Raw genomic sequence first — 16508 nt, 5'->3', positions numbered from 1 at the left:
ACTTTCTTTGTATTTGAGTTTTATCATTAAAAAGTAGTTAAAATTACGAATCACATAATTTTACTCTGTAAAACTTCTAAAAACATCATAAACTATCATAAATGAAACACTATCTAAAAAAACTACACTCCAACAGAACACTCCTGTTATTGGGAATATTTCTGTTCTCTTGTACCATGCACATTGTTGCACAAAAGAAAATGATTCAAGGTACCGTAACCAACTTATCTGACAAAACCCCACTTCTAGGAGCTAGTGTTCTGATTAAAGACTCAAACAGTGGTGTCTTTACAGATTTTGATGGGAACTACTCTATTAAAGCTTCTATAGGAGATATTTTGATTTTTAATTACGTAGGAATGATTTCTAAAAATGTAAAAATCACATCGACTAAAATTAACGTAGCGCTATTACCCAGCGTAGAAGATTTAGACGAAGTAGTTGTAATTGGGTATGGTAGTGTAAAGAAAAAAGAAATTACAGGAGCCGTTTCCCAAGTGAAGGCAGAAAGCATAGAGGGTTTTGTGAATCAAGACATTGCCTCTAGTCTTCAAGGACAAGTATCTGGAGTAAACATCACTGCTCCTAGTGGAGAACCAGGAGAAAGTGCTAGCATACAAATTAGAGGAATTACATCGTTAAGCGGAAACAACACTCCTTTGTTTGTTGTAGATGGTATTCCACAAGAAGGAGACCCTAGATTAAGCCCTAATGAAATAGAAACAATAGATATTTTAAAAGATGCAGCCTCTACAGCAGTTTATGGTACTAGAGGAGCCGCTGGGGTAATCTTAATTACAACAAAACAAGGAAAAGAAGGAGCTATGAGTATTAGTTTAAACGCTTCTAATAGTTTTCAGTATTTAGGAGATGTAGTTCCTTTAATGAATGCACAAGAAAGAATATCTTATGAATTGACCAAATACAATTTAGGAACACCCGACATAGGAATTCCAGGACCTTTAAGAAACCCTGATTGGTTAAATAACGACAACCGATTTGATGATTTGATCCTTATTAATGGTGCACAAACTCAACAATACACCTTAAATGTATCAGGAGGAACTAAAGATTTTTCATACAATTTAGTAGGTGGTTATTACGATCAAGAAGGAGCTTTAATTAATTCTGGATTTAAAAGGTACAACGGTAGAATTAGCACAACTTACAAAACTGATAATTGGCAAATAAACGGAAGTCTTGCTGTTACTACTGAAGTTAACAATAGAGTTAGCACAGGTTTGGTTGTAAGTGCTATTAGATACCCTGCATATTACCCTAAAGTAAATCCTAATGACGATGTTGTATACACAGATCAGTTGGGAAGATCTAATGTTAATAATTTTGCACAAGCTTTATCTCGTACAAATACTACGGATACAGATCGTATCAACACCAGTTTAAATATTACAAGAAAAATCACAAATGCCTTAGACATAACCACACGTATTGGAGGAACAATTTTAAATCAAAATCAAAATCAATTTTCTCCTCAGTATACAGAAGTTGATATTGATGATGATGTTAGTAGTAAAGACCCTACACGTAGTTCTGTTACTGCATCTAACACACGCAGAACGAACTATACTGCAGAAGCTATCTTAAACTACACTAAAAAAATTGGAGACCATAATATTCGCCTTTTAGCAACCTCATCTATCAATCAAACCGATCAAAAACAATTTACAGCCTACAAGCAAGGAATTATTAACAATAATGTAGATGTGTTAAATGGTGCTAGTATCAACCCCGATGCTTACTCTGGATTTAATTACACCTCTAAAATTGTAGGTTTATTGGGTAGAGTTCAATACAACTACAAAGGAAAATATTTACTATCAGCCCTAATAAGAAGAGATGGTTCTTCTAAATTTTCACAAAACTACAGATGGGGGATTTTTCCTTCTACTTCTTTCGCTTGGAATATTTCTGATGAAGATTTTTGGCAAGATGCAAAAAAAACAATCAATAACTTTAGATTGAGAATTAGTAGCGGTACCGTAGGAAACGAAAGTTTTAATCCCTATGAATACACTTCTAACATTGCTTTTGGTAGTGATTATATTTTTGATGGTAATGACAATTCACCATCCTACGGAACTGCTATTAGATCTTATGCTAATGCTAATGTAAAATGGGAAACATCTATTCAGCAAAACATAGGTATTGATGTTGGTTTTCTTAAAAACAAAATCATATTTACTGCAGACTACTACAATACCCAAAAAAAAGACATGTTATTTCCTGTTAGACTACCCGGTTCTACAGGAGCATATTACGACCCAACTATTACTTTAAATGTTGGAAACATGACTAATTCAGGACTAGAATTAGCCACAAAATATAGAGAAAGAATTGGTAAAAGTAGGTTAGACGTAAATGCGACTTTTACAACAAATAAAAATAAGATCACCAAAATGTCTGGTGACACCAATATTATATACAATTCTAATTCCTCTTTAATTAACGGAGACCCACAAGCAATTACCACGGCCATTGCAAAAGGGTACGAAGCTGGATCTTATTTTTTAATGGAAACTAATGGAATTATTAAAACTCAAGAACAACTAGACGAGTACAAACAATTCCCATCAAGATCAGATGCTCAATTGGGAGATTTGGTATATGTAGATTACAATAAAGATGGTGATATTACAGATGAAGACAGACATTATATGGGTAGTGGTTTGCCTGAATTTGAATTTGGTTTCAATCTTAAATGGACATATCAAAACTTTGATTTGGCCATGAATTGGTACGGAACCGTAGGATCCGAAATTTTAAACGGAACTAAAGCAGCAGCCTATGCCGTAGGAAACCACAAAGGATTGATAGATATGTGGACACCACAAAATCAAAACACCAATATTCCTTTAAACAACGGAGACAATAAAAGTGGATCTTATAACTACAGAGGAAATACTGATTATTGGCTAGAAAATGGAGATTACTTAAGATTAAAACTAGTTACACTAGGATACAATTTGCCTAAAAAGGTGAATCAACAATTGGGAATTACCAATGCTCGATTTTATGTTTCTGCACAAAACGCTTTAACCTTTACCAACTATTCAGGGTACAATCCAGAAGTAGGAGGAAATGTAGCCACTAGAGGACTAGACAGAGCTAGATATCCTTTAACAGCCTTATACACTGTAGGACTTAACCTTAAATTTTAACGCTAAAAAATCATGAAAAAAATACTATTATACATCAGCTGTACATTATTTACTTTGATAAACACATCTTGTTCCGAAGATTTTTTAGAAGAAACAAATCCGAATACCATTTCAGCAGAACTCTATTGGAGTAATTTAGAAGAATCTAACGCAAACCTTACATCCGTATATGGAGCATTGCTTAACAATTACCTAATCTCGGTAGATTTTGAATCTTGGAGAAGTGATATTGCTTACCCAAAAGACAGAGATAATCCCTATCAAAATGCATTGCCTTGGTACAGAAAAACCTACAACAACAGCGTTAAAGATTATGAAAAAAGCTGGGATGCTATGTACCAAGTTATCTGGAGAGCCAACCAAGTAATTGCGGGTTTAAACAGTATGGGACAAGAATTTAAAGAGCAAGACGGATGGAAAGAACAAATGGGACAAGCTCGCTTTTTTAGAGGTTTGATGCATTTTTACTTAAACTCTAATTATAATAATGGTAAAGTAATTATTAGAGATAAGATTCCTGTTACCATTACTGATTTTTCTAAATCCGTATCTAGCTCTCAAGAAGTTATTGAGTTTTACAGAAAAGATTTAATCTATGCATACAACAACTTACCTCCAACTTTTGAAGACAAATCTAGAGTAACTGCAGGTACAGCCGCAACCATTTTAGGTAAAAGCTATTTGTATACAGAAGAATACCCTTTGGCTAAAACCTATTTATTAGATGTTATTACCAATAATGATTACAAATACAAATTATTAGAGGGAGATGATGTAAGCCTATTATTCACAAGTGCTGGAGATTTTAATGATGAATCTATTTTTGAAATTAACTATTCACAAGATCACCAACAACAAGATGGTACTTTTGATGAAGAAAGTTTCTTTAACCGCTTTGCTAGATATGCTGCACCAACAGTTGCCAAAGGAGGTTCTTTTATGGTGCCTACAGCCTGGTTAACTTATGAATACTCTGCTGAAGAATTAGACTCTAACGATTCTAGAAACTATGTTAGTGATGGTAGCGGAGGTGTCAAACTTAGAAATGTATCTTTAAGAGCTGCACAAATGGTTGCTGTAGTTAATGATGAACAATCAGAATATTATGGAACCACCGCCAATGTATTGACCTCTTTTGCAGGTACCACCTTTTCATATTTTAAAAAACTTACAAATCACGATATTGTAACAAGTGAAAATAACATTTTAGAAACCGCGTGGAAATCTGGTAAAAACTTAGTATTATATAGACTAGCCGACGTGTATTTGATGTATGCCGAATGTCAAATTAAAACTGGAAACATTACAGATGCTTTAACATACATCAACAAAATTAGAAGACGATGGGGATTGGTGCTTTTAGGGCCTAGCGATGGAAGCTCTTATGATTTTGACGAAGTTGTTTATACTGAAGAATCTTTAATGGAACACTTAATGTATAAAGAAAGACCTTTGGAATTGTGTAATGAAGGATACGCACAAAGATCTATTGATTTAAGAAGATGGGGGGTTTTAGGACAACGTTTTAATTCTTTAGCTAATCAAGAGTATTATTTAGACAACTATGTAACACAAGCAGGAACTAACCGAAATAAATCTTTGCTTCAAATAGGAACTAGCCCAGACCCAACAGATGCCACTATCACTATTAATGAATTTGATGAAGCAGCCGCTAATTACAATTCCAACTTACACGATTATTTACCATTGCCTATTTCTGAAACCTTATACAATCAAGGTTCTTTAAAATAATAAAAGCTTAAACACATGAAAAAACTATTCTTATTATTCATCTCTATTACAACTTTTATCAGTTGTACTCACGATCCAGACTTAAGCACTGACCATTCCTCTTTTTTATGGTATACTAGTAGTGGATTTGAAGAAGCTGACTATACCTTAGGTATTGAAGACTACATTACTTTGTTAGACTTATCTAAAAATCCAAGTACTAATTTATTTACCATTCCAGAAACAGCAAAATTTATTAAAGGAGATTTAAACAGAGCTATTGAAGATTTTACTCCTTACATTATTCCAAACACCGGAAACACGATAAGTGACACTAAAGTTAATGTGATTTTTAGCCAAGCAGGTTTACAAACCATTATTCTTAAAAACACCTATGAAGAAGAACTAGAAGGAACTACGCTTATAGAAGACCAATGGGTAGCAGAACAAACTTTTACTATTGATGTTTTTGACAGAATTAAACCTGCTCTAAAATTATCGACCTATGATGTTACCGATCCTGAAAACCCTGTGTTAGAAGATGTTTTTTCTTTAAATGAAGATGAAGAACCTACTATAGAAAGCAAAGCTGACTGGCAAGTAATTACCATTGAAGCAGGAGAAGAAGTTGTTTTTACAGATATAACCACTACAGGAAGATCAACTGCAAGAACGTGGTATACAGATGGGGGAAAACCTGAGGAGTCTACTAAAGAAATTGCAAATATACGTTACAACAAACCCGGAGAATATACTGCCTATATGGAAAGTAAAAGAAGTGGTTCAGATGTACCTACTTATACCGCTGAAAAACTAATTCCTGTACTTATTAAAGTAATCCCATCTAGCAAACCTTTTGTGATTGATGGTAACGTAACGTTAAACAACGGTATCATTTCATTTAGTGTTACTGGAGAAATTGAATCTGTCATTGCACAAGCCTCTAAATTTACAGTTCATGTAACCAATACTGCTGCTAGTTTTGATGTAAACATACCTGTATCCAGTGTTTCTATCAACTCAGATGATAGCTCTGTGGTAGACCTAGAATTAGCAGAAACTATCTATAATACAGATACAATTGAAATCTCTTTTACAGACGGAAATGTAACTTCTGTTGATGGTCGAGTTTTAGAAAATTTTGGACCTTTAGAAGTAAAACAAGATACAGGAGCTAGTATTTTTGTACAAGATATTGCCGGTTTTGAAAATGAAAACGCGAACTGGAAAAAAGGATTTTGCAAAAACTATTTTATAGGAAATGGAAATGGAACAGAAATAGCACCTATTTTTTCTAGAACACTTGAAAAAGCTTATGAAGGAGAAGCTAGTATGAGATTTAAAGTAGACGAATTATCAAATATAAGTTTGTTAGGATTGGATTTGACAAAACCAAACGGACTTAATGCAGGAACGTATTTAATGACTTATATGGTGTTTATAAAAGATGCTGACACAGATGACTCAAACAATATTAACGTTATTAAAACTCAGCTAAAATCTGGATCTACCTTACTTCAAAATAAAGATTGGTCTTTAGAAGGTGTAGAAAAAAACAAGTGGGTAAAAATTGAACAATCCATTACTGTAGATGACATCGCATCGGGAACTAAAATTGATCTTCGATTTGAAACTATTGACAATCCAAATGCTACAGGACCTCAAACTATTTACTTTGATAGTTTCTCATGGGTTCGATTAAATCCTAGACCTTAATTAACACGTAAAGAGATTTAAAAAAAGGGGAAGTAAAATAGCTTTCCCTTTTTTAATTAATTACTTAAATCACATTTAGAATCTATAGGTTGCCAAATAACTTTAACCTCCAACAATTGTTCATACAAATTGTTGGTTAGTCCTATACTTTACCCTTTACAATTGTAAACCACCGATTGATAATTAACAAGAGGGTTGCAATCCCCATAATAAAACACCCTATTTCCCTTATATTTTGCTGTCATATAATACTCATACTCTCCAGATTTTTTAATAAAATCTTGTAACCAAATTAGTTCTTCTAGAGGGGTATGCACCTTACATATTGGTAGCATTTCTATTTTATTATGCCCTTCACAAGCAAACAAAATCATCGCTAAAACAAATATTCGTATTTTCATACTACAACCTTTCTATTAAGAGTTCTCTTTCTTTAAAAGGTTGCGTAGTTCTATAAATTAAAAAACTGCAATCAATTTATCATAAAAAAAGGCAAAGAATCTAAATTCTTTGCCTTTTTTTATGATAAATAGAGTAACTACTGTTAGTTATAAATTTCTGCATTTAACTGTTTGGTTAATTTTGCAACCAATTTAGCATTGTATTTTGCAATGTTTACAGATTCTATCGGGTCATTTTTGTGATCATACAACTCTACATACAAAGGCTCTTCCTTAGGCTTTCTTCTATCTTTCCAAACCACTAGCCTATATTTATCTGTTCTCATGGCATATCCCATTACAAAACGCTCAAAAGTATCTCTATTCCACTTATCTCCCATTTGTTTTTCAATCTTTGCTTCAATCTTATCAATTAAAGGCATAAAAAAAGTGGTACGAAAAGGTGGCGTAAATGGTCTTGCTGCCCACTCTCTTAAGGCTGGGGATGGAAACACACTAAAAGCCGCTTTTGCTCCACTAGCACTTGGTTTTTTTAACAACTTTACCAAACTATTCCCTTCTAGGTGTTCTGTTTTTTTTAAACCTGCCAAATCACACAACGTAGGGAACACATCTATCAATTCGACCAAAGCATTGGACTTTTGCCCTTTTACTTTGTCTGAAACTCCAGGAGCAACTATTATAAACGGAACTTTTGTAGCTACTTCATAATTGGTTGCTTTTCCCCAGTATCCCATTTCGCCTAAATTAAAACCATGATCTGACCACAAAACAATAATTGTATTATCATATTGTTTTGTGTCTTTTAAAGCCTGAACCATTTTACCTATTTGTGCATCTATGTAACTTACGCAAGCATAATATCCGTGACGTAAATGACGTTGTAATTCTGGTGAAAAAACTTCAGTTTTAGGCATATTTGCTCCTACTCTAACTTCTAAAGACTCAGACAATCCAACAGCAGCTCCATCTTTTGGTGGATTTATTTGAGTTGCTATAGGAATGTTATTTTCATCGTACAAATCCCAATACTTTTGGGGAGCAATCCAATCTAAATGAGGCTTTTTAAATCCTAAACCTAAAAACCAAGGCTTATCATTTTTTATTAATTCCGATAAAGTAGTAATGGCTGTTTGAGTGTTATAACCATCTTCATAAGTATCATCTGGAACATCTGCACATTCAGTATCTGGCCCTTTAGCTAACCAATTTTCACGAATAATTTTTTCTCCGTATTTTTTTTCTAAAGCTTTTTTGTTCTCTATGTAAATATCCTGATTTTTCTTTAAAGCATATCCTCCTTTAGTTCTAGGAGCATTTGTATTTCTTTTGGCCTTTGTAGCTTTTCTAGACCATGACATTTGATCATCTGTGTATTGTCCATGAAATATTTTTCCTGTATACACGGTTTCATATCCGTTTTCTTTAAAGTGCTGAGGAATGGTAACAATGCTAGGACGATTTTCTCTAAAGTCTTGAAACAAATCAATTACATTAATGGTTTCTGGTCTAGCCCCTGTCATAATACTTGCTCTTGATGGACCACAAATAGCCTGTTGACAGTAGGCTCTATTAAATTGCACACCCTCACTAGATAATTTATCGATATTAGGTGATTTTACCGTTTCTGAACCATAACAGCCCAATTCGGTTTTTAAATCATCAACCGCTATAAATAATATATTTGGTTTTTTATTTTGCGCATGAGCAACAAACACAAAAGCGAATACAAGTAGATGAAGTAGATGTTTCATTTAGAATATTTTTTTATTTATATAATAGTAAAAACTATAAATTTGATATGTTACTCTCCACTAAATATTAATATTATAGAAAGTCAACAAACAAAGTAAATAAATAAAAAGTAGTCTTATTTGACCATTATTAGCCTATATCAACACTATTTTATCACATAAGGTAGTCTAGTAATAATCTTCTATAACTTCTAATTCCGTTTGAAAAGAAACATAATTTCCTTTAAATAATTTATCTAAAGTAGCATTCATATCTGCTGCATAGGCCACATAATATCCTTTAAAAGTCTCTTTATCTTTTACTGCATACTGAATAGAAAATGTTTTTCCTCCTTGTTCTTCTTGTATCATTACTCGGGTTAGCTTAGCTCCTGTAAAACATCCTGTAGCAATCATTGCTGGTATGTGAGTGTTCTTTATGTACGAAAGCCATTCTTGCTCTATTGCTAACTCTATATTTGTGGTTACGTTGTATATATACATGAATAATTTTTAGAACTGCAAAGTTAACTAAGCCTACTTAAAGTTTGGCTTTCTTTTTTCTAAAAATGCCTGTGTTCCTTCTTTAAATTCATCCGTTCCAAAACATTGACCAAAAAGCTCCACCTCGTTTTGTAACCCTATATTTCCAAATACAGCATTTATTGCCTTGATACTTTTTTTAATAGCAGCTGGAGAGTTCTCTATTGTTTTACTTGCAATCTCTATTGCTTTTGGCATTAGTTCCTCTAGAGAAACTACATAGTTTAGTAAACCTAAACTTAAGCCTTCTTTAGCAGATATCATTTGACCTGTTAAAATCATTTCAAAAGCTTTTCCTTTTCCTATTAACTGAGTTAGTCTTTGTGTACCTCCATAACCTGGAATCAAACCCAAACTTACTTCTGGCTGGCCTAGTTTGGCATTTTCTGAAGCAACACGCATATGACATGCCATAGCTAACTCTAATCCTCCCCCTAAAGCATAACCATTAACGGCAGCAATTACTGGTTTTGAAAAATTAGCAATTTTATTAAATAATAAATCGTGTCCAGACTGTGCCAACTCTTGTCCTTCTTTTTTAGAGAAGGAAGCAAACTCTTTAATATTTGCACCTGCCACAAATGCTTTTTCTCCAGCACCTGTAATTATTACTACTCTAACATCATTATCATACTTTATATTGTATAAATGCTGATGAATTTCTTTGATAATTTTTCTGTTTAAAGCATTTAGTGTTTTAGGAGCATTAATAGTTATAAAAGCTATTTTATTTTCTATACTAATACTCACTTCTTTACTATCTGACATAATGGTTTTGTTTATATGTTTAAGATAAAAAAAAGCAACCTAAAATTAGGTTGCTTTTTTACTTTTCTATTGATTTAAATATTTATTGTATTTTTTAGGAATTCCGTTGATGCTTTTTATTAAAATATCCTTGTAATAAATTTCTGCTCCTTCGGATTGAAATTGAATTCTACCTCTAGTTAGCGGGGATGTTCCCATTCCTTTTACGTGGTGTCTAGAATTGAATAAAGCCATCACCACTTTTCCGTTTACAATGTGCAAACTAGTTCCGTTATAGGTAATCAACTCGATGGTGTTCCATTTCCCATGTTTTTTTTCGTTGTCAAAAGAACGTTTGGAACTCCCTGCTTTTAATTCTCCATCAATTCCGTATACTTTTTTAGGTTTTCCGTTTTCTTCTACAGTAACCGTGGGAACATCACTAGTAGCACCTCCCAAAGCATAATAATCTCCCATATCTGTTTCCTGAATTTGTAATTCTTGACAACGCATCCAAACATTCCAAAATTGTCTAAATGGCCCTGTACAATGATATAGCAAACCATTGTCTCTCTTAGCATCTAGTCTAGGAGCCCACTTTTGCTCTCCCCATTTTACTTTTAATTTTAAATGGTAGTTTTCATATTCTTGTTTAGAGGTTAATGCTCCATATATTTCTCCTGTTATGTGAACCGAATGTTTGTCCTTTTTTTCTTTGACAAAATTAAACACTTTTTTAGGATCCTTATTAAGTCCCAAAGGCTCTCCTTTCATTCCGTTACTTTTAGGATCTACATTTGGCAAACCTTTTACAGAATTATGAGGTACTCCCATAAAAACGTCCCAATTTTTATACGGATCTCCTTTTAGCAAATTTGTCCACTTATTTGTTAATGTGTTTACGTCTGTTATTTTTGCAGCCCACTTAATTCCTTCTTCTATTTGTTTTACAATACGTTCATCAGAATATGCTGCATTGGTATGTCCTAAACCTGTGTAAAAAACTCTACCTCCATCGTAATGATGGTACCAAGTAATAGGATGTACCATTCCCATTTGTTTACCAGAGTACGTACTTTCATCTAAAGTAGCTAGTACATTTACGTGTTTGGCTACAGGATCTTTAAAATTGTACCATTCATCAAAAAACTCTTCTTTGTTGTTTAAATGCGCTACCGCTTGATGACCGTGTTCTTTGTTTATATGTAACGTTGCTTTTTGTTGTTTGGGATGACTTTTAAAGGTTGCTCCCAACATATCTACATACCAAGGCCAGTCCTTTTCTGTGTCTGTAGCAGAATGGGTTCCTACAAAACCTTTTCCTTTTGCAAAAAAAGATTTCATCGCATTTTGCTGCGACTCATTTAAAATATCTCCTGTAGTGTTTAAGAAAAATAAGATATCAAATTTTGATAAATCTTGATCATTAAATAAATTTGAATCTTCTGAATAAACAACTTTCCAATTGTTTTTAACGGCTAATTTTTGTACTGCTTGTTTTCCTGACTCTATAGATTTATGTCTAAATCCTGCAGTTTTGGAAAAAACAAGAATTGATATTTCTTGTGAATAAACAACGTTTACCAACATAAACACTACTAATAAGATTAATTTTTTAAACATTTTTATGATTTTACATGTATTTAACGAATATATGCAAATTTAACAACTTAGTTTTAAAAACAAACTTATTAATTATTTAGGCAATGTGATTCTAAACATAGTACCTTGATTTAAAATAGATTCAAAAGTTACTGTACCTCCGTAGGCTTCTACAATATTTTTAACCATTGGCAGTCCTAAGCCCATACCACTACTTTTTGTGGTAAATTTAGGTTCAAAAATTAATTCTTTATCAGCCTCGGCAATTCCTTTTCCATTGTCTTTTACATATAAAATAACTTGAGTAGCTTTATTTTCTAAAATCACTTCAATTTTAGCATTCTCTATATGTTCTGTTGCCTGAATTGCATTTTTAACCAAGTTGTTTAAAACTCTGGTAATTTGATTTTTATCTAAATTTAAATGAATCTCATCTTTATCTGTATAGAACTCAATATGATTTTCATAAAAAATATCAATAGATGATTTTACCACTGTTACCAAGTCTATATTCTCTATATTTTTCTGTGGCATTCTGGCAAAATCAGAAAATGAAGTTGCGATAGAAGACATTACATCTATTTGCTGTGTTAGCATTTGCGCATAGTCTTTAACCTTTTCTCTAATCCCCTCTTCATTAGGATCAAATGTTCTTTCAAAACTTTGCACCGTTAATTTCATTGGTGTTAACGGGTTTTTAATTTCATGTGCAACTTGTTTGGCCATTTCTCGCCAAGCTTGTTCTCTTTCACTTTTAGCTAATTTTTCGGCACTTTTTTCCAACTCATCAATCATATTATTATACGCCTCTACAATAGAAGCAATCTCTGAGGTAGTTCCAGCTGCATCAATTTTTTTATTATTCTTTAACAACTTTGTTTCCTGAATTTTATCAGAAATAGACTGTAAAGATCTAGTAATATAACTAGATAAAAAATAAGCAAACACAACAGCTAATAACATCATAACTCCATAAACCAAAAACAATCGGTTTAAGAAAAAATTTAATTGTTCTTCTTCCTGTGTATTATCTTGAACGTATTCTACTTTTAAAATCCCTACTTTATTTAAGTTTCTATCGTGGATATAAGAATATGCTAATTGAGAAATTTTACCACTTTCCAAAGGCACAGACTCTTCAAACTTATCTGTTTTTTTTAAAGTTGTTATTACATTAGGATGAATTTTTTCTTTAAAAATTCTAAACCAAGGTTCGTAAGAGTTTATTTGCAATTGACCATTTAAATCATAAATACTCATTTTCATCTTATGCACCGTTGCAATCTCATAAATACGTTCTCTAAATATAAATCCTAAAAACTGCTGTGCAGCCGGATAAATAGTATTCTCTAGCTCGTAATTTATATTTTTTTGTGCGGCTCTTTCTTTTCTATCAAAACGAGAATAATAATACTCTTTGGTTTGTTGTTTGTATTGCTTTACCGTTACTACGGCAATTAACACAGAGGCCAACCCTACCAAAAGTAGCATGGCTAAAAATATTCTTATTCGTAAAGAAACTTTGTTCATTATTTTCATATAAAATGATTCTTCTTTGTTGAACAATCAAAAGCTAAGCCAAGTTAATTAATATGGCTTCTATAAACAAAAAAGACGATACTGATGTATCGTCTTTTTTGTTGTTATAGTGAAAACTATCCTACAATATTGATAATTTTACCCGGTACTACAATTACTTTCTTAGGAGTTCTTCCTTGCAATTGTGCTTGGGTTTTTTCATGCTCCATTACAATTTTCTCAATTTCGTCTTTTGATAAATCTAGTGGCAATTCTAATTTAAATCTCATTTTTCCGTTAAAAGAAACAGGATATTCTTTCGCACTTTCTACCAAATGACTTGGTTCAAAAACAGGGAACGGAGCCGTTGCTATAGATTCTGTATTTCCTAACTTAGACCACAACTCTTCGGTAATATGAGGTGCGTATGGAGAAATTAACACCAATAAAGGTTCTAAAATTTCTTTCTTGTTACATTTTAAAGCCCCAAGTTCATTCACTGCAATCATAAAGGTACTTACCGAAGTATTGAAAGAGAAATTCTCTATATCTTCTTCTACCTTTTTGATGGTTTTGTGCAATACTTTTAATTCGTCTTTTGATGGCTCGCCTTCTACTCCTTTAAAATCATTCGCATTGGCATACAATCTCCACATTTTTTTTAAGAACGAGTGTGATCCTGAAATCCCTGAAGTATTCCAAGGTTTAGATTGCTCTAAAGGCCCTAAGAACATTTCGAACAAACGCAAACTATCTGCTCCATACTCTTCACAAATACTATCTGGATTGACCACATTGTATTTAGATTTAGACATTTTTTCTACTTCACGACCAACAATGTATTTTTCCTCTCCTAAATCCTCTCCAGGGGAAAGGACTTTTCCTGATTCGGAAATGAATATAGCTTTTTTATATTCTTCTCTCCAATTTCTAAACGCTTCAATATCTAATTCGTTTTGTGTATCTACAAAAGAAACATCTGTATGAATAGGTTGAAATTCTAAACTAATACAATTCAAATCTAAATTATCCTCATTATATGTCTGGTAGAATTTTTTAATTTCAGAAAATTTATCATTTGAAAAATCACTCTTTTTTTCTACCGAATAATACTTATCAATTAATTGACGACTATGAAATACTTGAGGTAATCTATCATAAAATAAATCATATTTTTCTTTATCCCCCTCTAATTCCTTACTAAACAAACCAGCATGAGGTTTCACTCTATACACAAAAGCACTCGTTCCTGTAATCATTCCCTGATTGATTAGTTTTTTAGCAAACTCATCAACAGGAACATAATTCAAATCGAACAAAAACTTTTGCCAAAAACGAGCATATAATAAATGACCTGTTGCGTGTTCCGATCCTCCTAAATACAAATCCACTTCTTTCCAATAGTCCAATGCATCTTTACTCGCAAACTCGTTTGGATTGTTAGCATCCATATAACGATTAAAGTACCAAGAAGAACCTGCCCAACCTGGCATGGTGTTTAGCTCTAAAGGAAATACGGTTTTGTCATCTATTTTGTCATTGCTAACAACAGTACTTGTTTCTGTATCCCAAGCCCAAACCTCAGCATTTCCTAATGGAGGCTGACCATCTTCTGTTGGCAAATACTTTTCTACCTCTGGCAATAAAATTGGTAAATGAGCTGCATCAATCATTTGAGGCATTCCATCTTTATAATACACAGGAAAAGGCTCTCCCCAATAACGTTGACGGCTAAACACTGCATCTCTTAATCTATAGTTTATTTTTCCTTGTCCAACACCCGCCTTTTCTAGTTCGTAAATAGCCAGCTTGGTTGCTTTCTTTACGTTCAAACCAGACAAGAAATCAGAATTGGCTATTTTAGCTGTTTTATCTTCACAAGCTTTTTCAGAAACATCAATTCCTTCAAAAATATTTTTGATTTCAATATTAAAATGCTTGGCAAAATCATAATCACGCTGATCTCCACATGGAACCGCCATTACAGCTCCTGTTCCATAACTTGCCAATACATAATCTCCAATCCAAATAGGAATGTTTTCTCCAGTAAATGGATGAACGGCATAGGCTCCTGTAAACGCTCCAGAAATGGTTTTTACATCGGCCATTCTATCACGTTCAGAACGTTTTGCTGTAGCTGTTATATACGCTTCTACCGTTTCCTTTTGTTCATCTGTTACAATTTGTGACACCAACTCGTGTTCTGGAGCCAAAGTCATAAACGTTACTCCAAAAATGGTATCGGGTCTGGTTGTAAATACTTCAATCGTTTTTGGCTTCTCGTCTCCGCTCAAAGACCCAGCAACGTTAAACGTAACCGATGCTCCTTGAGAACGACCAATCCAATTGGTTTGAGAATCTTTTAAAGGCTGTGGCCAATCAATGGTGTTTAATCCATCTAACAAACGTTGTGCATAAGCTGCAATACGCATAGACCATTGCATCATTTTTTTACGTTCTACAGGATGTCCTCCACGTTCTGACAATCCGTTGATGATTTCATCATTTGCCAAAACCGTTCCCAGTGCTGCACACCAGTTTACTTCTGTTTCGGACAAATACGTCAATCTATATTGGGCTAAAACTTGCTCTTGTTCTTTGCTTGAGAAAGCGTTCCATTCTAAAGCTGTAAACTGTTCAACTTCTTCGTCACAAACGGCATTTACCTTTGCTGTTCCGTTGGCTTCAAACAAAGCCACTAAAGTTTCTATCTTTTCTGCTTTGTCTGCTTCTTTATTATACCAGGCGTTGAATAATTCGGTAAAAATCCATTGTGTGTGCTTGTAATATTCGGGTGTAGAGGTTCTAATTTCTCGAGACCAATCAAAAGAAAAACCAATTTTATCTAATTGTTTTCTATAGGTATTGATATTCGTTTCGGTAGTCACAGCAGGATGTTGTCCTGTTTGAATGGCATATTGCTCTGCCGGCAATCCAAAAGAATCATACCCTTGCGGATGCAATACATTAAACCCCTTGTGACGTTTGTAACGTGCAAAAATATCTGAAGCAATATACCCTAACGGATGTCCAACATGTAACCCTGCTCCCGATGGATACGGAAACATATCCAATACATAAAACTTAGGTTTTTCAGAAGTGTTTTCTGCTTTAAAAGTTTGGTTGTCTGCCCAATACTTTTGCCATTTGGCTTCTATCTCGTTAAAATTATACTCCATGATTGTTCTTAGAATTAAAGTGCCAAATTTAAGAGTTTTGTTTGACTGAGCGTAGAAAAAGTTAGAAAAGGGGTTCTGATGATTTTATGTGGTTGAATTCCATAAAAAAAGACAGCCATTTTGTAATGACTGTCTCTTTTAAAAATTAAAAAATTATTG

General features: G+C 33.4%; 10 protein-coding genes. 3 read left to right on the top strand and 7 right to left on the bottom strand.

Features of this window, described 5'->3' with window-relative positions:
• Positions 1–101: 101 nt before the first annotated feature.
• Genes FHR24_RS03560 through FHR24_RS03550 form a run of 3 tightly spaced genes read left to right on the top strand, consistent with a single transcriptional unit; the run spans position 102 to position 6626 of the window.
• Positions 102–3179, top strand: a complete 3078-nt coding sequence (locus FHR24_RS03560) for a SusC/RagA family TonB-linked outer membrane protein (RefSeq protein ID WP_243846493.1) — start codon at positions 102–104, stop codon at positions 3177–3179.
• A 12-nt stretch (positions 3180–3191) separates the two neighbouring features.
• A complete protein-coding gene (locus FHR24_RS03555; RefSeq protein WP_167183962.1) occupies positions 3192–4931 on the top strand; it encodes a RagB/SusD family nutrient uptake outer membrane protein in 1740 nt (579 codons plus the stop codon).
• A 15-nt stretch (positions 4932–4946) separates the two neighbouring features.
• Complete coding sequence (locus FHR24_RS03550; protein WP_167183959.1) at positions 4947–6626, top strand: hypothetical protein; 1680 nt, start codon at positions 4947–4949, stop codon at positions 6624–6626.
• 149 nt (positions 6627–6775) lie between these two features.
• Here the strand turns inward: FHR24_RS03550 and FHR24_RS03545 are convergent, their stop codons facing one another.
• From FHR24_RS03545 to FHR24_RS03515, 7 genes are all read right to left on the bottom strand, one after another.
• A complete protein-coding gene (locus tag FHR24_RS03545; RefSeq protein WP_167183956.1) occupies positions 6776–7027 on the bottom strand; it encodes a hypothetical protein in 252 nt (83 codons plus the stop codon).
• A 143-nt stretch (positions 7028–7170) separates the two neighbouring features.
• The gene (locus tag FHR24_RS03540) at positions 7171–8781 is read right to left on the bottom strand and encodes a sulfatase (RefSeq protein WP_167183953.1); all 1611 of its coding nucleotides are present in this window, start codon (positions 8779–8781) and stop codon (positions 7171–7173) included.
• A 168-nt stretch (positions 8782–8949) separates the two neighbouring features.
• Positions 8950–9264 carry a DUF4286 family protein gene (locus FHR24_RS03535; protein WP_167183950.1) on the bottom strand — a complete coding sequence of 105 codons (315 nt, stop codon included), beginning with the start codon at positions 9262–9264 and terminating at the stop codon, positions 8950–8952.
• 33 nt (positions 9265–9297) lie between these two features.
• Positions 9298–10071 (bottom strand): enoyl-CoA hydratase/isomerase family protein, encoded by a 774-nt coding sequence (locus FHR24_RS03530; RefSeq protein ID WP_167183947.1) that lies wholly within the window; start codon positions 10069–10071, stop codon positions 9298–9300.
• Positions 10072–10137: 66 nt separating this feature from the next.
• Entirely contained in the window at positions 10138–11673 is a 1536-nt protein-coding gene (locus FHR24_RS03525; protein WP_167183944.1) for a ThuA domain-containing protein, read from the bottom strand.
• Between the two features lie 72 nt (positions 11674–11745).
• On the bottom strand, positions 11746–13191 hold the full coding sequence (locus FHR24_RS03520; RefSeq protein WP_243846492.1) for a sensor histidine kinase: 1446 nt from the start codon (positions 13189–13191) through the stop codon (positions 11746–11748).
• Between the two features lie 116 nt (positions 13192–13307).
• Complete coding sequence (locus FHR24_RS03515) at positions 13308–16349, bottom strand: leucine--tRNA ligase (protein ID WP_167183941.1); 3042 nt, start codon at positions 16347–16349, stop codon at positions 13308–13310.
• Positions 16350–16508: the final 159 nt, after the last annotated feature.

Origin of the sequence: Wenyingzhuangia heitensis (assembly GCF_011762155.1) — a bacterium.
GTDB classification, from domain to species: domain Bacteria; phylum Bacteroidota; class Bacteroidia; order Flavobacteriales; family Flavobacteriaceae; genus Wenyingzhuangia; species Wenyingzhuangia heitensis.
Note: the sequence above shows the minus strand (reverse complement) of the source record. Positions and strands in the feature narration are given on the sequence as shown.

Coding starts and splice junctions, on each gene's coding strand:
- FHR24_RS03560 (WP_243846493.1), top strand. CDS start 102: ATGAAACACTATCTAAAAAAACTACACTCCAACAGAACACTCCTGTTA.
- FHR24_RS03555 (WP_167183962.1), top strand. CDS start 3,192: ATGAAAAAAATACTATTATACATCAGCTGTACATTATTTACTTTGATA.
- FHR24_RS03550 (WP_167183959.1), top strand. CDS start 4,947: ATGAAAAAACTATTCTTATTATTCATCTCTATTACAACTTTTATCAGT.
- FHR24_RS03545 (WP_167183956.1), bottom strand. CDS start 7,027: ATGAAAATACGAATATTTGTTTTAGCGATGATTTTGTTTGCTTGTGAA.
- FHR24_RS03540 (WP_167183953.1), bottom strand. CDS start 8,781: ATGAAACATCTACTTCATCTACTTGTATTCGCTTTTGTGTTTGTTGCT.
- FHR24_RS03535 (WP_167183950.1), bottom strand. CDS start 9,264: ATGTATATATACAACGTAACCACAAATATAGAGTTAGCAATAGAGCAA.
- FHR24_RS03530 (WP_167183947.1), bottom strand. CDS start 10,071: ATGTCAGATAGTAAAGAAGTGAGTATTAGTATAGAAAATAAAATAGCT.
- FHR24_RS03525 (WP_167183944.1), bottom strand. CDS start 11,673: ATGTTTAAAAAATTAATCTTATTAGTAGTGTTTATGTTGGTAAACGTT.
- FHR24_RS03520 (WP_243846492.1), bottom strand. CDS start 13,191: ATGAAAATAATGAACAAAGTTTCTTTACGAATAAGAATATTTTTAGCC.
- FHR24_RS03515 (WP_167183941.1), bottom strand. CDS start 16,349: ATGGAGTATAATTTTAACGAGATAGAAGCCAAATGGCAAAAGTATTGG.